This window comes from Parabacteroides sp. AF27-14 (genome assembly GCF_003635425.1).
Classification (GTDB): domain Bacteria; phylum Bacteroidota; class Bacteroidia; order Bacteroidales; family Tannerellaceae; genus Parabacteroides; species Parabacteroides distasonis.
In genome coordinates this window covers 21,537-44,766 of sequence record NZ_QTLZ01000005.1, presented here as the reverse complement: position 1 = coordinate 44,766, position 23,230 = coordinate 21,537, and the positions used below count along the sequence as shown (strand labels likewise).

General features: G+C 46.7%; 17 protein-coding genes. 4 read left to right on the top strand and 13 right to left on the bottom strand.

Annotated elements, in window-relative coordinates:
- From DWY79_RS07035 to DWY79_RS07005, 7 genes are read right to left on the bottom strand one after another with little or no spacing between them, the layout of a single operon-like run.
- Positions 1 to 1,236 carry a glycosyltransferase gene (locus tag DWY79_RS07035; protein WP_005868138.1) on the bottom strand — a complete coding sequence of 412 codons (1,236 nt, stop codon included), beginning with the start codon at positions 1,234 to 1,236 and terminating at the stop codon, positions 1 to 3.
- A gap of 14 nt (positions 1,237 to 1,250) precedes the next feature.
- On the bottom strand, positions 1,251 to 1,886 hold the full coding sequence (locus DWY79_RS07030) for a PIG-L deacetylase family protein (RefSeq protein ID WP_005868139.1): 636 nt from the start codon (positions 1,884 to 1,886) through the stop codon (positions 1,251 to 1,253).
- Between the two features lie 38 nt (positions 1,887 to 1,924).
- The gene (locus DWY79_RS07025) at positions 1,925 to 3,232 is read right to left on the bottom strand and encodes a polysaccharide deacetylase family protein (RefSeq protein ID WP_008771839.1); all 1,308 of its coding nucleotides are present in this window, start codon (positions 3,230 to 3,232) and stop codon (positions 1,925 to 1,927) included.
- Positions 3,223 to 4,176 carry a GNAT family N-acetyltransferase gene (locus tag DWY79_RS07020; protein ID WP_005868142.1) on the bottom strand — a complete coding sequence of 318 codons (954 nt, stop codon included), beginning with the start codon at positions 4,174 to 4,176 and terminating at the stop codon, positions 3,223 to 3,225. Before DWY79_RS07020 ends, DWY79_RS07025 begins: the two co-directional genes overlap by 10 nt.
- Positions 4,177 to 4,217: 41 nt before the next feature.
- Positions 4,218 to 5,270 (bottom strand): recombinase RecA, encoded by a 1,053-nt coding sequence (recA, locus tag DWY79_RS07015; protein WP_008771841.1) that lies wholly within the window; start codon positions 5,268 to 5,270, stop codon positions 4,218 to 4,220.
- Positions 5,271 to 5,279: 9 nt separating this feature from the next.
- Complete coding sequence (bcp, locus tag DWY79_RS07010) at positions 5,280 to 5,738, bottom strand: thioredoxin-dependent thiol peroxidase (RefSeq protein WP_009017848.1); 459 nt, start codon at positions 5,736 to 5,738, stop codon at positions 5,280 to 5,282.
- Between the two features lies 1 nt (position 5,739).
- Positions 5,740 to 6,933, bottom strand: coding sequence for a saccharopine dehydrogenase family protein (locus DWY79_RS07005; RefSeq protein WP_005856184.1), 1,194 nt, complete (start codon positions 6,931 to 6,933; stop codon positions 5,740 to 5,742).
- A gap of 195 nt (positions 6,934 to 7,128) precedes the next feature.
- On the opposite strand from DWY79_RS07005, the gene DWY79_RS07000 reads away from it, so the two are divergent.
- Positions 7,129 to 9,414, top strand: coding sequence for a HAMP domain-containing sensor histidine kinase (locus tag DWY79_RS07000; RefSeq protein WP_122369177.1), 2,286 nt, complete (start codon positions 7,129 to 7,131; stop codon positions 9,412 to 9,414).
- Positions 9,415 to 9,420: 6 nt separating this feature from the next.
- Positions 9,421 to 10,608: a class I SAM-dependent methyltransferase gene (locus DWY79_RS06995; protein ID WP_122369081.1), complete on the top strand. Its 1,188-nt coding sequence runs from the start codon at positions 9,421 to 9,423 to the stop codon at positions 10,606 to 10,608.
- A 159-nt stretch (positions 10,609 to 10,767) separates the two neighbouring features.
- Here the strand turns inward: DWY79_RS06995 and DWY79_RS06990 are convergent, their stop codons facing one another.
- From DWY79_RS06990 to DWY79_RS06980, 3 genes are all read right to left on the bottom strand, one after another.
- Positions 10,768 to 11,598 carry a hypothetical protein gene (locus DWY79_RS06990; RefSeq protein WP_005868153.1) on the bottom strand — a complete coding sequence of 277 codons (831 nt, stop codon included), beginning with the start codon at positions 11,596 to 11,598 and terminating at the stop codon, positions 10,768 to 10,770.
- A gap of 34 nt (positions 11,599 to 11,632) precedes the next feature.
- Positions 11,633 to 14,554: an ATP-binding cassette domain-containing protein gene (locus DWY79_RS06985; protein ID WP_122369080.1), complete on the bottom strand. Its 2,922-nt coding sequence runs from the start codon at positions 14,552 to 14,554 to the stop codon at positions 11,633 to 11,635.
- Between the two features lie 83 nt (positions 14,555 to 14,637).
- A complete protein-coding gene (locus DWY79_RS06980; RefSeq protein WP_005868157.1) occupies positions 14,638 to 16,305 on the bottom strand; it encodes a putative transporter in 1,668 nt (555 codons plus the stop codon).
- A 97-nt stretch (positions 16,306 to 16,402) separates the two neighbouring features.
- Here DWY79_RS06980 and DWY79_RS06975 point away from each other — a divergent pair, with 97 nt between their 5' ends.
- The gene (locus DWY79_RS06975; RefSeq protein ID WP_005868159.1) at positions 16,403 to 16,756 is read left to right on the top strand and encodes a hypothetical protein; all 354 of its coding nucleotides are present in this window, start codon (positions 16,403 to 16,405) and stop codon (positions 16,754 to 16,756) included.
- 100 nt (positions 16,757 to 16,856) lie between these two features.
- On the top strand, positions 16,857 to 19,163 hold the full coding sequence (locus DWY79_RS06970) for a TonB-dependent receptor (protein WP_122369079.1): 2,307 nt from the start codon (positions 16,857 to 16,859) through the stop codon (positions 19,161 to 19,163).
- 23 nt (positions 19,164 to 19,186) lie between these two features.
- On the opposite strand, the gene DWY79_RS06965 is transcribed toward DWY79_RS06970, so the two are convergent.
- Genes DWY79_RS06965 through DWY79_RS06955 form a run of 3 tightly spaced genes read right to left on the bottom strand, consistent with a single transcriptional unit; the run spans position 19,187 to position 23,196 of the window.
- Positions 19,187 to 21,067, bottom strand: coding sequence for a radical SAM protein (locus DWY79_RS06965; protein WP_122369078.1), 1,881 nt, complete (start codon positions 21,065 to 21,067; stop codon positions 19,187 to 19,189).
- 17 nt (positions 21,068 to 21,084) lie between these two features.
- A complete protein-coding gene (yihA, locus tag DWY79_RS06960; RefSeq protein WP_122369077.1) occupies positions 21,085 to 21,687 on the bottom strand; it encodes a ribosome biogenesis GTP-binding protein YihA/YsxC in 603 nt (200 codons plus the stop codon).
- Positions 21,688 to 21,732: 45 nt separating this feature from the next.
- The gene (locus DWY79_RS06955; RefSeq protein ID WP_122369076.1) at positions 21,733 to 23,196 is read right to left on the bottom strand and encodes a sodium:solute symporter; all 1,464 of its coding nucleotides are present in this window, start codon (positions 23,194 to 23,196) and stop codon (positions 21,733 to 21,735) included.
- Positions 23,197 to 23,230: the final 34 nt, after the last annotated feature.

Sequence of the window (23,230 nt, the reverse complement as noted above, 5' to 3'; positions counted from 1 at the left end):
TTAAATCTCCTCAAATATACGCGCAAATTGGCTAGCTTGCTCTTTCCGGGAATAATTCGATAGCTTATCCCGATTGACGGGCGAGGTCGTATATCCTTTTTCCTGCCATTCCTCATAGTAATGTTTCAAGAAATCGTACACCTCGTCTACCCGGGTTGCGGCCAGTCCGGAATGGGTCTCCTTGATGGCTTCGGCGAGGTAAGCCTCGTCACTCTGTACGCATAAGATGGGTTTTTCTACCGCAAGCGATTCAAAGAACTTAGTTGTCATGAAGCCTTTTGGACCAGACGTGTCAAACTTATTCGTCAAGGAAAGCAGCACCGAGCTTTTGTTCAAGATGAGGGGAATATCGGATGCCGGTACATACTCATGGTAATCCATGAAAGATTGCACCCCATGTCGTTCGGCCTCTTGGCGGATGATGGAGCGGGACTCTTGATCGGTATACCATACAACTCGAAAAGTTTCGGGGATAATGACCTTGTCCTCCGTAAGACGGGCGATGGCCGCAAATAATAACTCCGGATTTCGGATCGCTAAACTTAACAACCGTCCGGTATAGGTAATGATAAACCGGGAGGTCTTGATTTGTTGCGGATAGAACAACTCAGGATCGAATCCGTTATAAATCAGTCTTACGTTGGGATTATATTGTTTGAGTACCTCCACATGCCAAGGCGATACGGTCGTGACACAATCCGCTACCTCCAAAGCGTTATTTCGCTTTCTAAGTAACCGTTTGCGAAATCGCTTTGTGATGAATGCGTCTAACCATGAAAATGTATGGAATTTATGCGATATATATTCGTTGGAGGCGTATTGCTCGATAATATCTCGTAAATCCACGACGAAAGGGAGGTTGGTATGGATCGCTAACGTCTTGGCGGCGGTTAAAGGAAAGGTGCGGTATGTGCTACACAATATTCCTTTGTACTGGTTGGTCTTTATTAAGGGAATACATGCGTTGATTATTCTCATGTCTTTATAACCAAACAAGATGTCTAGAAACATGACCCACATCCATTCGATATGCTTTGAGATCTTTCCTGATGCTTTGTAGTAGCGGACGCAATACACGTCCGCATACCCTGTAAGGAATTCGAATGTATTGTCTTCTATGTATTCTGTCACTACGGTAACTTCCCATCCCATGCGTGTCAAATATTTGCATAGATATCCCATTCTGGGGGCGAAAGCGGGTGGGAACATATCACATATGATAAGGAGTTTATTCATGGATTCAATCAGTGTTATAAGAATAGACGAACGACTTCAAACGCTTCCGCATAGGTACATCCCGCTTGGACACCCCGTGCTCTCGCTAATGAATAGATAAAGTCCTTGGATAGATAATCTCTCGCTCCTTGCGATTTATAGGCTTTCAATGATTCTACCTTTGCGTCGATATGGCGCTCTTCCAGCCTTACAAAACATTGTGTATTGAATGTCAAGTTGTTCCAGATTAACTCATAACCTAATATATTCGTGTTTTTGAACGCCCGTAGACCCTCTTGGGCGATCGTCGTATGATCTTGGTGGATGTCGTGCAAGCTAGGGATGAAGACTAGGTCAAAATCGGATACTTTTTTCAGGCGTATTAACTCCTCTAATATCTCTTGTCTTGCGTATCCCAGTTTTCTTACTTCGTAATTGTATATGATTAGGTTTTCCGGTTCTATACCTAAGGTCTGGGTCGCTTGCTTGACCTCTGTCTTCAAGATATCTTTCGGAAAACCCTCGGGAACCGATTGCTGTGCGGTGGAGAAAGCCACATAGGTCACTTTTTTACCATCTTCTATCAGGCGTGAGATAGTTCCCCCCAACCCAAGTTCCCCATCATCCGTATGAGGGGCGAGGACTAAAATATTTTTACAATTAGTAATCATTCTTTCTGATTTATTTGAATACAGGGATTTTATTGTTTTCACTGCTTCGCTAATTCTTTTAATAGCTGGGCGTATAATTTACGTAAATAACTTCCGGACCCTTCTTGTACGGAGTCATTATGCCATAGTAAAACCAATTCACCTCCTACATTATTTACTTGTTCCACTAAATTCCGGCAATAGGTTAAAGCCCTGTCAAAATCCAGTCCCATATATTTCTCCTCCTCTAGGGTACAATCCATTATAATAAGCGGATGTAGTCGGAGAGGAGATAGCCGGCGGGTGATCGGATTGATCCAACGAACCGGGTAGCAAGTCCCTAACCGGAATCCGGAGACATCGGCGTACCCCATGGTGAAATCGTCCGTAACCCCAGCAGCCTCTATTTGGTCCATATCTTCCGGTTCCCGGATTGCCAAGAAATGATGACGGTTGAACCGAACATTTTTACCGATATGATCTTCCAGACCGGTTTTCTCTTTCCGGATAAGGCTGGGAGTCGTACCCGCTTGGTAGCTACTATGCAAACCAATAGTTACATTATGCTCTAAAGCACTTTTTATCAATTTACGAATATCTTTATTCCTCAAATCGTAATGAGGTTTGTCGTGCTTGGCTTTCCCCCCGTTCCGGATAAATAGGATAGGGTGACATTGTTCCTTCCCGATCAAGTCCTGAAGGATACTATTCTGGCGGAAAAACCAAGGGAAGGTATAAAACGGGTCTTTCTCAAGGGAACCGAATTTACCTTGAAAGGATTTATATAAACCTCTTCTATCTCTAATAGACCGTATCAAACCTTTCCACGAACGATATAGAGTCGGAGAATCTACGTCGTGCGTGAGGTAGATCTTCCGGATTTGCTTTTTTACCTCGGGTACACGTAACCGGGATTGGCGCAGCCAACGATGAAGCAGCATGCGATATTCATCCACGATCGGACGATGCAGGAAACCGGCCCGGTAGGGCAAGGACTCTTTACCGGGAAATCTTCCATGTTCATCCCGAAGTCCACGCCGTACCATCTCCTCGTATCTGGAAATGAGAAAATAAGTACTTGCGATGATATCGGCATGAACCACCCATGTATCTCTTATCCATTCCTCTTTCGGCGAGCCGAATAACAAGGGGATACCTTGAACCTCTTGCAAGGGGAGTTCCGGTAAGGAAGCGGGAGTCCCGTATGTTTGTCCATCAAAGAAGCCGGATGGAATGATAACGACGTTATATCGGTCGAATTTATTGGGATCAGCCGTGTACCCGATCGTTTCCACCAGTTCGCTAGGGACATCATCTCCTACAAGAAAGCGTATTATATAATGTAAAGTGCGATTTTTCATACCCATTTGCTTAGTTTAATGCGTGCTCTGTCTAATAAACTCAATTTCCCCCTAGATATTGTGAAAAATGGGGTTTGGATAGCTCCGAACTCGCGGAAGAAACGTTCTACTCCGGGTAGCATAGACCCTTCGAAATCAAAGACCGTCGTAAATTGAGAAACGAAATGAAGACATTCCCACAGGACGTAGCTTTGCGCTCCGGAACCTCTATAGGCCGGATTTCCTCCTCCTGCGAGATAGTAAGCCGATCGATCTTGCCATACGATGAAAGCGGCCGCATGTAAATGGCCTTGCTCGTCATAACCTCCCCATAAATCACCTTGTCCTCTTTGCCGGCAAGTGGCGATCAAGTCTTTCAGTACATTCGTGTCTTCCTTGATTCGTACATGCTGGCGATCAAATGTTTGGGCTTGTACAGCTAGGAACTCATTCAAAGGAATCCCTTTTTTTACGGATATATGGTATTTATTCTGCGCTTTCGCAATATTTCGCCGGATATTGGGGCTCATATTCTCCCATACCGCTTGATGATCCCGGATATTTTTTAATAAATAGGTATAACGTGTCGTTTGGTTATATCCCGCCCAATAAAACGGAAGCCAATCCGTAATGTCATAATTGAAATTTTGCAGGAAGTGCGGATAGCGTTTTAGTTCTTCCGTGAATTGTTTGCATAGTTCTTGACGTCGTCCTAACTCGGTCGTATATTTCGTGTCGGAGGAACTTGCGGCGAACCAAGGGCCCATCGTTTGGGTGTAAGAAGGCATTGAGACAATATCGGAATGGGGGACGTAAAGGGGGAGGGTTGCCTGTATCCTTCCCTTTTGTTCTATAAGCAAGACATCCCATTTTTTTTCTCCGCAAACCGTATCCAACCACCAGTCATGTGAGAAGATCGGTATATTTTTTTCAGTATTGCAAAGTAAACGATATTTGTCTTTATTACTCATTACAATTTTGTATAGGGGCGGGGTTTGCCCGCCCCCGCAAATTACTTGTTGGCTTTTAATGCCTCAAATATTAATTCGGATAATTCGTCTGCCAATTCGGGATTGTCCTCGACACATTGTTTTGCCGCATCACGACCCTGTCCCAATTTGGTATCATTGTAGCTGTACCATGAACCGCTCTTCTTGATGATATTCAGTTCAGAACCAAGATCGATGATCTCTCCGGAACGGGAGATACCTTGACCGAACATGATATCGAACTCTGCCTTGCGGAATGGAGGAGCCACCTTGTTTTTTATAACTTTCACACGCACTTGGTTTCCCTTGATCTCGTCACCATCTTTCAGCTTTCCAATACTACGGATATCCAAACGGACAGAAGCATAGAATTTCAATGCGTTACCACCTGTCGTCGTTTCAGGGTTTCCGAACATTACACCGATCTTATCACGCAATTGGTTGATGAAGATACAGGTCGTATTCGTCTTATTGATCGCGGCCGTCAACTTACGAAGGGCTTGCGACATTAGACGAGCTTGCAGACCCATCTTGCTGTCTCCCATATCGCCCTCAATCTCGGCTTTAGGAGTCAATGCGGCTACGGAGTCGATAACAATGATATCTACGGCGGATGAACGGATCAATTGCTCGGCTATTTCCAAGGCCTGCTCACCGTTATCCGGCTGGGAGATCCATAGGTTCTCTACATCAACGCCTAGCTTCTCGGCATAGAAACGGTCAAAAGCATGCTCCGCATCGATAAATGCGGCGATACCTCCTTTCTTCTGCGCCTCGGCGATCGCATGGATCGCTATCGTTGTCTTACCAGAAGATTCCGGACCATAGATCTCGACGATACGTCCTTTCGGATATCCACCTACGCCCAGCGCTGCGTTTAAAGCGATAGAGCCTGTCGGTATCACCTCGATATCCTCGATGCTTTCATCGCCCAGTTTCATGATCGAACCTTTTCCGTAGTTCTTCTCGATTTTATCCATTGCCGCACGTAAAGCTTTTAGCTTATCCGTGTTAGCGGCTGGTTTACCACCTTCTTCTTTCGCTTTTTCTTCGAACAAATTTTCTTCTTTTGCCATATGTGTCCCTTATAAATTAAGGATTTGATTTGCATGGTCTTTTGTCTTCACCTCTTTCGGCCCGATGATATTGGTAACAATACCTTCCTCGTTAATGATAAAGGTGGTCCGGAGAGTCCCCATGTATGAACGTCCGTACATTTTTTTCTCAGCCCACACACCAAACTGTTCTTGTAAGGCCGTGTCTGTGTCCGCTATTAAACGGAAAGGTAAGTTTTGCTTTTGTATAAAGCCTTGATGCGATTTGGCGCTATCTTTGCTTACTCCGATGATCTCGAAGCCTTTCGCTTGTAAGGCTTGATAGCCGTCACGTAAGCTGCATGCTTCCGCCGTGCAACCGCTCGTATTATCTTTCGGATAAAAATAGAGCGCTACTTTTTTCCCTTTATAGTCACTCATCTTTACCTCTTTACCGTCTTGATCGGTTCCCAAAAACTCGGGAACCTTATCGCCTATTTGTATTGCCATATTACAATTCTAAGTCAATGTTAAACAATTCATGCCAAGGCAAACCTTGCTCATTTAGCTCTTTCATGAATGGGTCCGGATTGAATTCCTCCACATTCCATACGCCCGGTTTCTTCCAAATGCCTTGCATAAATAATTTGGCGCCGATCATGGCGGGAACACCGGTGGTATAACTAACACCTTGCGCTCCTGTCTCTAGATAAGCGGCATGGTGGCTACAGTTGTTGTATACGTAATAAGTTAATTCCTTACCGTCCTTGATACCACGGATGCGGCAACCGATGGAAGTCTCGCCAGTATAATTCTCTCCCAGATCACCCGGGTTCGGCAGTACGGCTTTTAAGAATTGGATCGGAACGATTTCCTGCCCGTTGTAAAGGATCGGGTCGATACGAGCCATACCGATATTTTGGATGACACGTAGATGAGTCAAGTATTCCTGTCCGAAAGTCATCCAGAAACGAGCCCGTTTGAGGGTCGGGAAGTTTTTGGTCAAACTTTCCAATTCCTCGTGATACATCAAATACGATTCTTTCGGTCCTACATTCGGATAATTCAAGGCTTTATGTACGCTTAACGGATCGGTCTCCTTCCATTCCCCATCCTCGAAATATTTGCCACGTTGAGTAATCTCACGGATATTGATTTCCGGATTGAAATTGGTAGCGAATGCCTTATGGTGATCTCCTGCGTTGCAGTCTACGATATCCAGATAGTGTATCTCGTCGAAATGATGCTTTGCCGCATAGGCTGTATATACGCCGGTAACCCCCGGATCGAAACCACATCCCAAGATAGCGGTAAGACCGGCTTTCTCGAAACGATCTTTATAGGCCCATTGCCAGCTGTATTGATATTTGGCTTCATCAAGCGGTTCGTAGTTGGCCGTATCTAAATAGCTAACACCGTATTCCAGACAAGCATCCATGATATGCAAATCTTGATAAGGTAAGGCCAGATTTACCACCAAATCCGGTTTGAAGGCGTTAAACAAGGCAACAAGCTCTTGCACGTTGTCTGCGTCTACCTGTGCGGTTTGCACTTTCACGTTCTTGATATCGGCGGCGATCTTGTCGCATTTACTTTTCGTACGGCTAGCTACCATGATATCCGTGAAGACATCCGCATTCATCGCTATTTTCTTAACAGCAACGGTACTTACGCCCCCTGCACCAATAACTAATACTCTTCCCATTTACTAATAGAATTAATCTTGTTAATATACAGTTTACAAGGTTTTCAACCAATGGACAAATATACGGCTTTTCCTTGACAATCCCTATATATTTATTCATTTTAGAACGGAAGAGGGAAAAGAAAGATACAGCTAATGAATGTGAATAATGAAAATAGTCGTACTTTTGTCACATTTACTGTTTAAAGTTTGGACATGAGATTCTTAAATAATGTCGGGGGTGTTTTTATTCTGCTTTTATTAGCGTTGGGGTGTAAACCTGAGGCGAAGCGGAGCCGTGTGCTTGTGATCCAATCTTTTCGGTGGGATGATAAGAACTATCTGGAATTAAACTCAGATATCCGGAAAGAGCTGGGAAAAAATCGGGTGAATGCGGACATCCGTACGTTTTATCTCGACTGCGAGTGTTATATGGCTGAGGAGGAAGAGGAACGGATGTATAACTTTATCGATACGATCCGTCTTTGGAAGCCCGACATCATATTGGTGAATGATGATCAGGCTACCTATACGTTGATGAAATGCGGCCATCCTTTTGTAAAGAAAGTTCCGGTTGTTTTCTCTGGCGTCAATTTCCCTAATTGGGATTTGCTGGAAGAATATCCGAATGTAACAGGTAGCTGGGATAAGATTGATTATGAGGAGAACCTTCGTTTGATCGATCGGCAAATGGGAAAGTCTCGCATTTATATCAATTATGATAAGACCTCCTTAGGGCAGTTGGCTTTCCGGGAGTTGATAAAAGCGGTCGATACGAGCCGGTATGTGTTGGATTATAATCAATTGGCTTTCCAATTAAATGATCCGGACTTTAAGGTGGATTCCATGATGTTTAGAACCGAGATGAGAATGAAGGCGATACGTCCTTCGAAAAATATAATCCATTTCATGCCTTTTCGTAAAGCCAATGGGGAGTTTTTATTGAGTAATATTAATGGTACCTATCCTTATTGCGTATTTTTCAATATCCGTTATGACTATACATCCGCAGGCTTGTCTAAGATGTTCGTGACTCCTTCATTTACGGCAGTGCGGGAAATCTTTAATATAAACGTGGAAGTTCTGGGAGGCTATTTTTGCTCGAACCGCATGCAAGCGGCGGAACAGGCTAGGTTGGCGGCTAAAATTCTTTCCGGTACGCCTGTCTCTTCCGTTCCGATCGTAGAGAGTCCCAAAGAGTATCTGTATGATTGGGTAGAGATGCAACGTTTAGGTATTTCAAAGGAAGAGGTCCCTACTAATGTTCATGTCATAAATATGCCTATTTCCGAACGGTATAAGATAGAGGTTTTTATCGCCTCTTCCTTGGGTGTGATCTTATTGTTGGCATTGATCGGTTATTTGTTTTATCTCTATTGGCGGGAAGCTAGACGAAGGAAAGAGGTGCTCGCTAATTTAAAGCAGGAGAAAGAGCATCTTTCTTTAGCGTTGGAAGGGGGTAATATATTCGCTTGGGAATTACAGTCTGGAACTTTCCGGTTTGACAACGAGTTCTTTAGCTATGTGAATACTTCTCCCCGGGAAATTCCTTTGGATGAGCTTTACGAGATGGTCCATCCGGACGACAGGCAGAGTTTGCGCTCCTTGATTGATTTCATTTGTACGGGTACAATCTCTCATCATATCCTTCAATATCGTTGCGATTTTAACGGGAAAGGTTACCAATGGTGGGAATTTCGTTACGGAAGCTTAGAGGATGCGAATGATGGGTATGTAATCAATGGCTTATGTTTGAATATCCAAAATATCAAGGATACGGAGGAGGTATTGATCTCTGCGAGGGAAAAAGCCGAGGAGTCGGATCGGATGAAGTCGGCTTTCTTGGCGAATATGAGCCATGAGATCCGTACGCCGCTGAACGCGATTGTCGGTTTCTCGAATTTAATGAACTCGGAAGAGGTCTTGGAGCCGGAAGAGCGTGAGCAGTTCGTGAAATTGATTAATACGAACTCCGACTTACTATTGAAACTGATCAATGATATTTTAGATCTTTCCCGTATGGAATCTGGAAAGATGAGTTTTGTTTTCGATCGCCATGATTTGAATGTCTTGATCAATGAAATCTATTGTACTTTCCAGTTGATGATGCCCGAGGGGGTAGAGCTACGCATGCGTGTCCCCGAGATCCCGGTGGTTGTGGCGGTAGATCCTTATCGGCTGAAACAAGTATTGTCTAATTTTATCAATAATGCCATCAAGTTCACGACTTCGGGCTATATAGAAGTTGGATACTATTTCTGTACGAAAGGCGACTGCCTTCATATCTATGTAGAAGACACTGGTATCGGCATCCCTGAGGAGAAACAGAAGCAAGTCTTTGATCGTTTTTGCAAATTGGATGAGTTTGCGCAAGGCACTGGACTCGGACTGGCGATTTGCCAAGTGATAGCGCAGCGTTTCGGCGGTGAGATACAATTGAAGTCAGAATATGGTAAAGGTAGCCGTTTTACGCTAACTTTGCCTAAAGAACGTATAGGTTGACAAAGGATGGAACAAATAGAGGAACTTTCACGATTTATCAAGGAACATGCGTCGGATGATTTGAATCGTCTGTTGCTTTCCGCCTCTCGTTATCCGGGGATCGATATCCCTTTCGTGGTGGATCAATTAAAATCTCGGCGGCAGATCAAGGATAAACTACCTTCATGGTATCAAAACGATCGACTGGTTTTTCCGGCGAAGATAGCGGCGGAGCAATGTTCCTCGGAACAGACTGCCTTGTACAAACAGAGGTTGGTATATCCACAGGCACATGTATGTGATTTGACTGGTGGATTGGGGATCGATAGCTATTTCTTCTCCCGGAAAGTACGGCAGGTTACCTATATCGAACGCTTTCCCGCTTATTGCGAGGCGGCTATCCATAATTTCAAGGTGCTAGACGTTGGTAACGTAACGGTATTGAATGGCGATTCTACGGAGTTAATAGATAAGATCGATGGAATAGATGTGTTTTATATCGATCCGGCTCGTAGGGGAGAGGGGAATAAGCGGGTTTTTGCGCTGCAAGATTGCGAGCCGGACTTGACAAAGTTGGTTCCTGTCTTGTTTGGTCATGCCTCTAAGGTGATCGCTAAATTATCTCCGATGGCGGATATTCATATGACGTTGGATTTGCTTCCGGATGTGACAGCCATACAGGTGCTTTCGGTGAAAAATGAATGTAAGGAGCTTTTGTTTGTGTTGGAGCGAGGCTCGAAAGGCGGGAGTCCTCAAATCTGTTGCGTGAATTTCACTTCGGAGGAAGAGCCGGAATTGTTTGCGTTCTCATTGGTGGAAGAACGGAAAGCTGTCGCTTCCATCCGTGGAGAAGTCAAGCGTTATTTATACGAACCGAACGCTTCCATCTTGAAGGCGGGTGCGTTTAAAGCGGTCGCCACTCGTTTTGGATTGAATAAATTGCATGTCAGCAGTCATTTATATGCGTCGGATGAGGTTGTTCCTCGTTTTCCGGGACGTTCTTTTGTGGTAGACGAAGTGATCCCCTTTACGAATAAACAATGTAAGACCTTGTCGAGGCAGATTCCCCAAGCGAATATCACAGTCCGTAATTTCCCCCTCTCGGTGGATGAGTTACGTAAGCGAACTAAAATTGTGGATGGAGGAACTATCTATCTTTTCGCTACTACTCTGGAAAATGGGGATAGGGTACTTATCAAAACTCATAAGATATAGGATACTGCATGGGCGTTGCAGTGTTACTGCATAGGTGCTGCAGCATTATTGCATAAGGGTTGCAGTACTATTGTAAGGCCTGTTGCAGTGATATCCGAAGGGATATAAAAAAAGTGTATGATGTTATCACCATACACTTTTTATGATATGAGGTTTATATTACTTCAATAGATTCGCACGCATTTCCTCAATCTTAGCTTTTGACTCACGAGCCGTATTTATGGTTGCTACCATTCCGCTTAACGGAGCGATTGTAGTTCCTAATTGCTCCAAGTCAGGATAATATTTAGCTAAGTCGGCTGTGATCTGCTGGATGATACCGATACGTTTTTCCATATTCTCGCTCAAACCGGCGGAAATAGCGTCGCCTTTAACAACCAAGCCCGGGTTTGCGTATACAATGGCATATTCTACAGCCATGCCCCCTAACAACTCAAGCTCAACGTCAGCCTTATCATTTTCCATCATAGCGTCGATCAATTTGTTTTCTTGGTCTTTCATGAATTTGCTTAACTCCTCTTTGCTGGCGTTAGCGGGAGCGGACTCTTTCATGATGTCGATAGCGAATGGAATGTCCAGATCCGTAGTCAATTTAACCAATACGTTCTCGATATCTGTAGTCGGCTTTTTCATAGCCTTCAATACGTTCAAGTCTGCGAAGTAGATACCGCAAGCACGTGCTTTCTGGGCTTGTGTGTTCAATTCGGAAACCTTGCTGACCGGCAACATAAAATCAGTATTAGCGACAGAGATCGTAACCTCGCCGGTAGATACTTTGTAAGGCAACTCCGAATCCGGCATATCTTTCAAGAAACGAGTAACCTCGTCTTTCAACTCGGCAGTAAGCAGACCTTTAGATACTTCTCCTGCGATAGCTGCTTCTTCCTCTACTTTTTGCTCAGCGGCGTCTTGTTTTTTACTGCTGTTGCAAGATACCATTCCAAATGTAATCGCTGCTATGGTTAGCAGGCTAACAAAACTCTTTTTCATGTTATTCTTTATTTTTAGATTATATATTTTGTCATTAATCGCTCCCTTTGTTTAAATACTTGCCGGGAAACTCTGCGAAGATAGATATAATTACCAATAAAGCAAAGATTCCTAACATTAATAAATTAAATGTAAAAGTAGAAAATGTATAACCGGCGAATTTTTTCTCATGACTATAGAAAGGCGCACGTCCCCAATTATTGTCCGGTTCCAGATAAATCTGCCCGATTTTGGGATAGATCCGGTTGTGAGCCTCCTTATAGAATTGGGTACTGGTTGAGTTGAGTACCAGCTCCTCGATGGCTGAGTTATGATGTTCCTTTTTCAAGGTGTTCAACCATTCGGAGCCGTGTTCTTGAATGACCTCTTTCCGTTTTTTCTCTAATAACGCCGTGAAATTATCGCTACGGGTATGCAGGGCTTTTTCTACTTTATCCATATAGCTCTCGTAACTCTCTTTGGACGTATAGGGGGCGATACGGGCGGCACGGGATAGTACGGCCAGTTCGTTGTGGATCGTCCGGGTGTTCTCTTCCCGTTTCTCCGGGATCAGGTTGAGGCTGTTTATGAGGCTGCGCACCTCGTCGGCATGGACATTCCGGTAATATTGCGCTAGGAACTTTTCTTTTTCGACCGTGAAAAATAGGCGGTTGTAGCTGTTGTTCCGGAATTGTTCCGTAACCAACGCCTCGAATGCCCAACGTGAGGGGATAACCTCACCGATAAGGGGCACTATGTTCCGGCTGGATGCGCTCCTGCTCAAATCGTCGAACTTGACAACTAAGCCGCAAAGTAAAATCTGCGGGATTAAAAGCAGCGGTATCGTTATATAGATCGCTACGATCGAGTTTAAGGATTGCGATAGTACCAAACCTGTCAGGTTGGCGAGGAATGAGGTTGCCCATAGCGTGATCCACCAAGTAAGGAACATCTCGCTTCCGATGCCTATCAATAAATTTCCTACCACTATGAATAGCAAACTTTGGATCGCTGAGATACAAAGCAGGTAGAACATCTTTGACGAGAGATAACTGCCTCGGCTCAATCGCAAGAATCGTTCTCGCTTTAGGAGCGTCCGGTCCTTGATGATCTCTTCGGCGCTGATGCTTAATCCCGTGAAAGTAGCGACAATCACCGCCATGAAAATGTAGGATACCAGATTTTTGTTCGCCAGCAAAGAATACCCGTCATCGGGTACGAAGCGGGTGAGCAGGGCCACGATCACCGCCAATAAAGGAGTCTCCAGTAAGGCGATGCACAAATACTGCTTATTGGTCAGCTTGGTTTTTATGTTTCTTTCCAAGAAGATACAGAATTGCTTCCAGATCGAGGGCTTCTGCTGATGATTCGGGGGCAGGGGGGTAGGCTTAACCTCTTGGAACTTCGGGCGGGAAGCTACATATAACTCATGCCATTCTTTTGAAGTTATCTTCCGGATGTTTGTCTGGTTTCCGCTATCGTCTATCTTTTTTGCGTCGATAATAGTTAGGATTAATTCTGGATTGATATTTCCACAAGTGCCGCACACGCTGATATCCTGATCGGTGTAATTGGCGATCCGTTTGAAATAAGTGATCGCCTCGATCGGGTTACCGTCGTAAATCGGGTAACCGCCGGTATCTAATAACCACAGGCGATCGAACAACTTATAGATCTCGGACGAAGGTTGATGGATATTGACAACCACGAGCCGTCCCCGGTGCGTTTGTTCCTTTAACAGCATGATGACCTTCTCGGAGTCGGTGGACGAGAGGCCGGAGGTTGGCTCGTCCAAATAAAGGATCGCCGGCTCACGGATAAGTTCCAGTGCTATATTTAAACGTTTACGCTGCCCTCCGCTGATCGTTTTCCGGATTGGAGACCCGACGGCCAAATCCCGGATCTTGCTCAGATCCAAATCCTCCAGTATCGTATTGACACGATCCTCGATCTCCTTTTCGGTCAGGTTCGTGAAACAAAGGCGGGCGGTATACCATAGATTTTGGAATACGGTCAGCTCCTCGATCAGCAAGTCATCCTGAGGCACGAAACCGATCAATTGCTTGCATTCCGGATCACTCAGCGGATGTCCGTTCAAGCATACACTTCCCTCACCGGGGATAATATTCCCATTTAAGATGCTTAACAAGGTAGACTTACCAACGCCGCTTCCTCCCATGATGGCTACCAACTGGCCGGATTCAAGGTTGAAAGAGAAATTGTGCATACCGTTCTCGCTATTTTTGAAGCTGAACTCGATATCCCTCCCGGTTAATAAAATACGTTCCTTATGCTCATTCTGATTGAATACATCGAGGACATCACTATAATAAACCGGCAAGAATAGCGGGCTTTTGATTACGCTGCTACGTTGCCAGCCATAGAAGATACCGGAAGTAAGCGGGATATCGTTCATGAATACCCGTCCGCTGCCTTGGTAGATAAAGACCATTCGGTCGAACCGGGTCAGTCTCAACACCCGTATCTCGCCCTCCAACCCCCTTCTGTAGATATGGTTGACGTCTTTATCGCTATCATCAGCGTTGATCGTAAGTATGGAGGGGGATTTTTTACCGACAACAAAGGCGTATAGATTGTCGAAGGTATCCGTGTCGATATTAAATATCGTAGCGATCTTATGGAAAATGGCTAAGTTCTCGTTCAATCCTTCATTGTTGCCATGGGCGAACTCCATGAAACGGAGAAGAAGCAATAGCTGGTCTTCCGCAATCAATTTGGGCTTGAGCTGGTTGCATACGTTGATAATAACACTCTCTCTATCGATATCGAAGTCCGGATCATCGTAAACACTTTGTATCTCATCAAATAGCTCCATATATTCTTTATGGGAGCGGATACCAAAGTGACTGGTTAAGTAAGAATTGACGGCCTGACGCGCTTGGTCACTTTCTATTTTTGCCAACGAAGCAAATATAGCGAACAAGTTCAGTAGCCCATTGAGTATAGTTTCATTCATTCATCAAAGTATTGTTTCAAATGTCTTGCAAAGATAAGGTAAGTGAAACAAAAAACAGGTCGAATGTTAGACTTTTTAAGCAGTCAAGTGAATAACATGATCAATAATTGGGCAGAAATCACCCGGATGAACATGGATAACGGGTAAACCGTAGCGTAAGATACGGAAGGCTCGTCACCCTCGACGGTCGTATTGGCATAACTCAAGGCCATCGGATTGGCCATGCTTCCGCATAGCATACCTATGTTGTGGGCGTAATCTAGCTTGAAGAATTGAGAGGCGATGAACCCGACGATCAAGACCGGTACGATCGTCAATAGGAAACCGAGGCCGATCCATAACAATCCTTCGGCACGGAAGACGGTCTCGAAGAAATGAGCTCCGGAGTCGATTCCCAGTCCCGCCAGATAGATCACTATACCAAACTGCCGCATCATCAGGTTCGCGCTCTGGGTGGTATAAGTCGTTAGGTGGAAACGGGGGCCGAACGCACCCATCAAGATTCCAACGATGATCGGTCCTCCGGCGATACCCAGCTTGATGGGGGTACTCATTCCCGGTATGGCAATTGGGATCGCCCCGATTAATACGCCCAGCGTAAGTCCTACGAATATGGCAAGCAGGTTGGGGTTATCCAGCCGTTTCAGCTCGTCTCCCAAGATCTTACCCACGTTATTCACGGAATTGGCCTCGCCTACGATCGTTAGTTTATCCCCGATCTGTAGACGGAGGTCACGGGAGGCCACCAGATCGATACCCGCACGGTTCACCCGGGTGATGTTGATCCCGTATAGGTTGCGGAGCCGGAGCGAGCCTAGCTTTACCCCGTTTACCCGGTTGCGGGTTACGACGATACGGCGGGAGATCAATTGGCTGTCGATAGCGTTCCAGTCAATATCTTCCTTATTCCAGTCCGTAGTCTCTTGTTCTCCGAAAAGTACCTTGATGGATTCGACATCCGCCTTTACGGATATGATAAGCAAATGGTCTTTTTCCTTTAAGATGGTTTCAGAGGTAGGGATCGTCACCTTTCCGTTCCTCCAGAGGCGGGAGATCACGAAATGTTTCTCTGTCAATTTCATGACTTGCTGGATGCTCTTATTGTAAATAGAGGGGTTTAATACCTGAAATTCCGCTACGTTTGTTGTCGTGTCTTGCTCCTTATGCGTGTCCTGTGTCTTTTTAGCGAATAAGGACCTCAAGATGATAATAGCGAGAATTACGCCTACGACACCTAATGGATAAGCTACGGCACAGGCCAGAGCCATATCCGTTACGTTCCTCGTATTTTCCGGATCCATCTGTAAGAGCGCTTGCTGGGCGGCACCTAGGGCCGGGGTATTCGTTACGGCACCGGATAGCAACCCTACCATAACGGGGACGGAGATTCCTGTTATCCAATGAAACACCAACGTCAAAATCAGTCCTAAAGCGATCACCCCTAATCCCATCGTATTCATTTCCACCCCGCCTTTTTTTAGGGAAGAGAAGAAACCGGGACCTACCTGCAATCCCAAGGTATATACGAAAACGATAAGCCCGAAATTCTGGGCGAAGTTCAGCATGTCCTTATTTACGGTAATGCCCAGATGCCCTGCCATAATACCGGCGAAGAATACAAAAGTAATGCCTAATGAAATGCCGAATATCTTTAGCCGCCCTAAATACACACCAACCGCCGCCACGATAGAAATGACAGCCACGGCCTGTATCATCGAGGGTTCTGCAAGCGTCTCAAGTAACCAATTCATAAGAGTTTCTTTTTTGCTTTAGAAGCGCGAAAATACATAAAACAAAGCAATTAAAAAAATTGTAGTATCTTTGCCCACGAAATAACGATGATACAGGGTGAGGGAAACGATGGTTAAATATATAAAGTGGTTGCTGCCGGTACTTTTTATCGCGTATTATAGCAGCGTCTCGCTTTTTACGCACGTCCATGTGGAGCATGGTACGACCATCGTGCATGCGCACCCTTTCAAGAAGACGGCGGACGGTACTTGCCATCATCATGCCTCTCTGGCGGAGATACAGTTGTTTCATATGCTCTCGTCTATTCACGTGATGGACGGGGCGATTCACCCGTTACGTTTACAATTCTATTCTTTAGAAGTATCTAATCTTTCCGAGTCTCCGGTCTATCCGGATCATGTCACTTCCGTTGAGGGACTGCGATACCTGCGGGCTCCCCCAGTTGTTTGATTACATATCCAGAAATCAATATCCGTTTGTAGAGACGGGGCATGCCCCGTCTCCTCGGCAATTCGTAATCATTAATATTCAAACAACTATTAATCAAGCAATGAATAAGTTTATTACACTTATACTATGCCTGTGCTGTATCTTTACGTCAGCGTGGGCAGAGGGAGACGATCATGTTTCCCTGAATCCTTCCGACGCTAATATCGTAGGTCATATCCTCGATAAGAAAACAGGAGAGCATCTCTCTTTTATCAATGTCTATCTCCACGGTACGACAATCGGTACGACTACCGACGCGACCGGTCATTATTATATGAAAAATCTTCCTGAGGGGAAATATACCTTGGTCATGAAGTCTATTGGATATAAAACCGAGGAGAAGACGGTGAACCTTAAGAAAGGGAAGACATTGGAGATTAATTTCAATGCCGAGGAAGACGCTGTCTCCTTGGACGGTGTTGTCGTATCGGCAAACCGTAACGAGACGACCCGCCGTCTGGCTCCTTCCTTGGTAAACGTGCTCGACTCCAAGGTGTTCGAGACCACACACGCGACTTCCTTGGCCGACGGCTTGAATTTCCAGCCCGGCGTGCGTGTGGAGAACAACTGCCAGAATTGCGGTTTCCAACAAGTACGTATCAATGGTCTGGAGGGCCCTTATACCCAGATCTTGGTGGATAGCCGGCCGATCTTCAGCGCCCTGACCGGCGTATATGGCTTAGAGCAGATCCCGGCGAATATGATCGAGCGGGTGGAGGTGATGCGCGGAGGAGGCTCGGCCTTGTTCGGTTCGTCCGCTATCGCCGGTACGATCAATATCATCACGAAGGAGCCGATGCGCAACTCCGCCCAGATCGCCCATTCGTTGACGATGATCGGGGGAAGCCGCCCGGATAACAATACCACCGTGAACGCCTCGTTGGTGACGGACGATCATAAGGCGGGTATCTACCTCTTCGGGCAGGGCCGCCACCGTGCCTCTTACGACCATGATGGCGACGGCTACTCAGAGCTTGGTAAGCTGGAGGGGAAGACCCTAGGATTTCGTTCTTACTTGAAGACCAGCAATTACTCCAAGCTGACTTTCGAGTACCATAACATCAGCGAGTTCCGCCGGGGCGGTAATTTATTGGATCTTCCGCCTCATGAGACGGATATCACCGAGCAGACCGACCACCAGATCAACGGGGGAGGCCTGAAATTCGATCTTTTCTCTCGCGACTACCATCATCGGCTGAATGTGTATACCTCCGCCCAGCATACGAAACGCCAGAGTTATTACGGTGCCGGAAAAGATCCGAACGCCTATGGTAACACGACGGACATGACCTTTATCGGTGGCGCCCAATACTCCTACGAATGGGACAAATGCCTTTTTATGCCCGCTACCTTTACGGGAGGTGCTGAATATAGCTACGATGATTTGCGGGACGAGATGCTTGGTTATAACCGTACGATCGCCCAGACCGTGCATATCGGTAGTGCTTTTGCCCAGAACGAGTGGAAGAATGATCGTTGGAGTTTCTTGATCGGTGGCCGTTTGGATAAGCATAATATGATGGATCACGTGATCTTTAGCCCTCGTGCGAACGTGCGTTTCAATCCGACGAAGGATATCAACCTGCGTATGTCGTACTCCAGCGGTTTCCGGGCTCCTCAAGCGTTCGACGAGGATTTGCATATCACCGCCGTGGGTGGCGACGTGGCGATCATCCAGATCTCCCCGGACTTGAAGGAGGAGAATTCGCAGAGCGTGAGTGCTTCCGTAGATTTTTATCATCGCTTCGGCCCGGTTCAAGTGAATTTCTTGGTGGAAGGTTTCTATACGGATTTACGGAACGTGTTTATCTTGGAGGAGATCGGCCGTGACGAGGACAATAACCTGCTGATGGAACGCCGTAATGGAAAGGGTGCCCGTGTGATGGGTATCAATCTGGAGGGTAAGATGGCCTATTCTTGGATGCAGATACAGGCGGGCGCTACTTTGCAACGGAGCGGCTACAAGGAGGCAGAGCAATGGAGCGAGAACCCGAATATCACCCCGCAGAAGAAGATGTTCCGCTCTCCGGACGTATATGGTTATTTCACTTCTACCTTCACGCCGGTCAAGCGTTTCTCCGCTTCCTTGACGGGTACATATACGGGAAGTATGTTGGTGCAGCACTTGGCGGGTTATATCCCGGAAGATCGTGAGGAGAAGACTCGTGATTTCTTCGACTTGAATCTCAAGCTGGCTTATGACTTCCCGATCTTCAAGTCCGTGACTTTACAGGTAAATGCTGGAGTCCAGAATATCTTCGACTCCTATCAAGATGATTTCGACAAGGGAGCGCACCGGGATGCCGGGTATATCTATGGCCCGGGGATTCCCAGAAGTTATTTCGTGGGGTGTAAGATCAGTTATTAAATACTCGGCGAGCCTCCGCGGGGCTATTCCTCCACTATTCTCTCTATATAATTTGGCGGCAGGGTGGTGCGTGGCACTTTCATGCCGCCAAACCATTTATGCAAAGGCAAATCGAAACCAGTTCCATTCATGTAATTATAGAGGGAAACGCGAAGCCCCTCGCTGAAAAGCTCCGGATCGCAGCTGGAAAGCGCCTCGAACTGTACGTCATTACGGGCGAATCCCCCAAAGGGAGGCTCCGTGACACGGCAACTGTACTCGGCGGGGTGCAACCCCACAGGACTATGTGCTGTCATGGCGAAACGATGCCAAAATCCGGATTGGATCAGCCCTAGCTCAAACATTTGCCGGACTGTTTCCAAGGAATCTATGGTTTCTTGAGCGGTTTGGGTCGGGAAACCATACATCAAATAGGCATGGACCATGATACCAGCCCCGGTAAAGTTGTTGGCGACCCGTGCCACCTGAGCCACTGTCACCCCTTTATTTATCAGTTTGAGGAGTCGGGGAGAGGCTACTTCCAGACCTCCCGACACGGCGATGCAGCCACTTCGTTGAAGAAGGTCGCATAGCTCCTCGGTATAGCTTTTCTCGAAACGGATATTTCCCCACCACACGACGGTTATCCCACGGCGGATAATCTCCTGCGCCATTTCCCGTAGCAAGGCGGGTGGAGCGGCCTCGTCCACGAAATGGAAGCCGATCTCGCCGGTTTGCTCGATCAAGCGCTCCATACGGTCTACCAAAGTCTTGGCCGTATTCGGCTCATACCGTTTGATGTAATCTAGCGAACCGTCGCAGAAGGCGCATTTCCCCCAGTAGCAACCGTGTGCCAAGGTCAGTTTGTTCCAGCGGCCGTCGCTCCAAAGCTTGTGCATCGGGTTGGCCATTTCCATGACAGAGATGTATTTGTCCAGTGGCAAGCCTTCGTAATCCGGGAATCCGGTCTCGTTTTGCCGGCAAGCGGGATAAGCGGGGTTGTCTTGATAAACGACCCGGCTGCCGCTCTCGTCCAAGGAGAAGGTGCGTACCAGTTCCTCTTTGGGGATCGCCCCGTCCAGATAGCGCAACGTTTGGTAAAGCGGGTCCTCTCCATCATCCAGCAAGAGGTAATCGATGTATTTGAAGAAGCGGGTATCCGTGATGGAGCGAAGTTCCGTATTCACGAAACCGCCTCCCATAAGGATCGGGATATCGGGATGTGCCTGCCGTAGCCATTGGGCGAGCCGGAGGGTACTGAATAAATTCCCCGGGAAAGGTACGCTGAAAGCGATCGCCTTGGGCTTGCTCTCGGCGATGTGCTTTTCCAATAGCGGTTGCGTCAGGCGGTCGATAAAGCCGAAAGTTTTTTGGAGGGCTTCCTCGATCTCGTCGAAGGAGGAGGCGCAGCGGCCTAGATGCTCGGCATATCGGCTGAAACCGAAATCCGGGTCGATCGTTTCCCGGATCAAGTCGCAGAGATCCTCCAGATACAAGGTTGCCAGATAACGGGCTTTATCCCGTAATCCCGAAGTACCGAACGCCCATTCCAGCTCCTCCTCGTTTTGGCTCCTGCGATCGCTTTCTGGAAGGTAATCTTGATTACAGATGCGATAAGCGAGAGGATCGTTCTTTCCTTGAAGGAAAGCGACAACGGCGGTTATCGTGTCGATATACCGTTGCTTATTAGCCAGCATCCCCCGGACTTTAGCCGGATATTTACCTTTCCGTCGCTCGATCTCGGCGAATAACTCCCCGAGACCCTGCGTGGAAAACAAAGTCAAGATTGTCTCGATACCCAGATCGGTCTGCCCGACACGTACACCCTTTGCCTCCAAATAACCTTTTAGGTAAGCCGTGGAAGGATAAGGCGTATTGATCTGCGTAAACGGAGATAAAACCAGAAGAACCGAAGCTAATCCCATATCAACTCAACTAATTTTCAATTATTCAAGCTATTGTTGATAGACTCGATATAGTCCAGAATCTCATCCCGTCCCTCTTTCTTCTCCGAGGAAGAGAGGAAGACCGGAGGAAGCTCTTCCCAAGTCTCCAGTAATTTATCCGTATAGACTTTTAGGTTCTCTTTCAAGCGTCCCTTGCTGATCTTGTCGATCTTCGTGAAGATGATGGAGAAAGGAACCCCGCTCTCACCCAGCCATTCCATAAACTCCAGATCGATCTTTTGCGCCTCGTGCCGGCAGTCCAAAAGGACAAATAGGTTGGTCAGTTGCTCGCGATCGAGGATATAGTTCTCGATGATACGTTTCAATTGCTCCCGGTTCTCCTTGCCTCGTTGGGCGAAGCCATACCCCGGAAGATCTACCAGATACCACTCGTTATTGATAAGAAAATGATTGATAAGTAAAGTCTTACCCGGTGTTTGCGAAGTCATCGCCAAGCCCTTCTTGTTGGTAAGCATATTGATCAAGGAGGATTTGCCTACATTACTTCGTCCGATGAAGGCATACTCCGGCTTATTACCCTCGGGGCATTTCCTTACGTCTGTGTTACTGATAACAAATTCTGCGCTTTTAATTTCCATAAAATATAAATTAATGAATAATGAGTAAATGAATAATGGCGAGACCTAATTCTCAATTTTCAATTTTCCATTTTCAATTGCCGAAAGCCACAGCCCGGCGAACGTGATGCCTCCGTTTACCATAAGCATCTCGTAGCCGAACGTATAGCCTGCGTATTGTTTCACCAAGAAATCCGTGGCGAGGCAAATCAACGGGGAGGCTATACAGATATAGGGCACGTATTTGTCACGGGGGTTCCGCTTCGTGAAAAGCCCGAAAACAAACAGCCCCAATAGAGGACCATACGTGTACGACGCTATCATGTAGATCGCGTCGATAACGCTCCGGTTATTTACGGCCTTGAACGCCAAGATGATCAAGACGAACAAGACGGATATCATCACGTGTACCTTTAGGCGGGTACGTTTCGCCCTTTTCGCTTCCTCTCTCTGCACGCCGAGGATATCCACGCAAAAAGAGGTGGTGAGCGCTGTCAACGCCGAGTCGGCGCTACTGAAAGCCGCCGCTATGATACCGATCGTAAAGAAGATCAAGATACTCCCGCCCAAGATCCCCGAGGTACAAAACATCGGGAGGATATCGTCGTTGAGGGTTGGCAACTGGATGCTCCGCTGTGCCGCCAATGTCAGTAGCAGTACCCCCAGCGCGAGAAACAAAAAGTTGACCGGCGTGAAGGCGAATCCATATGTGTACATATTTTTCTGGGCATCTTTCAAGCTCTTGCAGGAGAGGTTCTTTTGCATCATGTCCTGATCCAGCCCGGTCATGACGATCGTGATAAAGATACCGCTGAAGAACTGCTTGAAGAAGTTCTGCGTACTATGCCAATCGCCGAACTCGAAGATCCGGAAATGAGGGCTTTCCACCAAGGTCTGCGCCATACCCCCGAAATCCAGTCCCATCTTGTCCTTCACCTGCCAGATGATCACGATCAACATTGCCACGAGACAAAGAGCCTGCAACGTATCTGTCCAGATGATCGTCTTGATACCGCTCCGGAACGTATATAGCCATACCAGCAGGATACTGAGGATAGCGGTCACGGCGAATGGGATGTTCCAAGCGTTGAACACGTAGGTTTGCAAGATCAAGACCACCAGATATAAGCGTGCGGCCGCCCCTACGATCTTCGAGAGCAGGAAGAATGAGGCCCCTGTCTTGTACCCCCTTCTCCCGATCCGGTCATCCAGATACGAGTAGATGGAGGTAAGTTGCAACTTATAGTATAGCGGTAGCAATACCTTGGCTATAATGATATATCCCACGAAGAAGCCTAATACAGTCTGCATATACGTCATATCGATCGCCCGCACCATGCCGGGTACCGATACGAACGTCACCCCCGATAAGGATGTCCCTACCATACCGATAGAAACGATATACCAAGGTGATTTCCTGTTCCCGAGGAAGAATGCCTCGTTGCTGTTATTACGTCCCGTGATCCATGCTATCAGCAGCAAGACGGCGAAATAGGCAGCGATAATAAAAAGGATCATATAGCTGTTCATGTATTGCTAACTTCTGTCTTCTTCTGCGCAAAGA

Bases quoted from the DNA above. Each gene is read 5' to 3' on its own strand.
- DWY79_RS06965 (WP_122369078.1), bottom strand. From the start codon at position 21,067: ATGGGATTAGCTTCGGTTCTTCTGGTTTTATCTCCGTTTACGCAGATC.
- DWY79_RS06990 (WP_005868153.1), bottom strand. From the start codon at position 11,598: ATGAAAAAGAGTTTTGTTAGCCTGCTAACCATAGCAGCGATTACATTT.
- DWY79_RS06970 (WP_122369079.1), top strand. From the start codon at position 16,857: ATGAATAAGTTTATTACACTTATACTATGCCTGTGCTGTATCTTTACG.
- DWY79_RS07020 (WP_005868142.1), bottom strand. From the start codon at position 4,176: ATGAGTAATAAAGACAAATATCGTTTACTTTGCAATACTGAAAAAAAT.
- DWY79_RS06995 (WP_122369081.1), top strand. From the start codon at position 9,421: ATGGAACAAATAGAGGAACTTTCACGATTTATCAAGGAACATGCGTCG.
- DWY79_RS07030 (WP_005868139.1), bottom strand. From the start codon at position 1,886: ATGATTACTAATTGTAAAAATATTTTAGTCCTCGCCCCTCATACGGAT.
- DWY79_RS06980 (WP_005868157.1), bottom strand. From the start codon at position 16,305: ATGAATTGGTTACTTGAGACGCTTGCAGAACCCTCGATGATACAGGCC.
- DWY79_RS06985 (WP_122369080.1), bottom strand. From the start codon at position 14,554: ATGAATGAAACTATACTCAATGGGCTACTGAACTTGTTCGCTATATTT.
- DWY79_RS07000 (WP_122369177.1), top strand. From the start codon at position 7,129: ATGAGATTCTTAAATAATGTCGGGGGTGTTTTTATTCTGCTTTTATTA.
- DWY79_RS07005 (WP_005856184.1), bottom strand. From the start codon at position 6,933: ATGGGAAGAGTATTAGTTATTGGTGCAGGGGGCGTAAGTACCGTTGCT.
- DWY79_RS07025 (WP_008771839.1), bottom strand. From the start codon at position 3,232: ATGGGTATGAAAAATCGCACTTTACATTATATAATACGCTTTCTTGTA.
- DWY79_RS07035 (WP_005868138.1), bottom strand. From the start codon at position 1,236: ATGAATAAACTCCTTATCATATGTGATATGTTCCCACCCGCTTTCGCC.
- bcp (WP_009017848.1), bottom strand. From the start codon at position 5,738: ATGGCAATACAAATAGGCGATAAGGTTCCCGAGTTTTTGGGAACCGAT.
- DWY79_RS06955 (WP_122369076.1), bottom strand. From the start codon at position 23,196: ATGAACAGCTATATGATCCTTTTTATTATCGCTGCCTATTTCGCCGTC.
- yihA (WP_122369077.1), bottom strand. From the start codon at position 21,687: ATGGAAATTAAAAGCGCAGAATTTGTTATCAGTAACACAGACGTAAGG.
- recA (WP_008771841.1), bottom strand. From the start codon at position 5,270: ATGGCAAAAGAAGAAAATTTGTTCGAAGAAAAAGCGAAAGAAGAAGGT.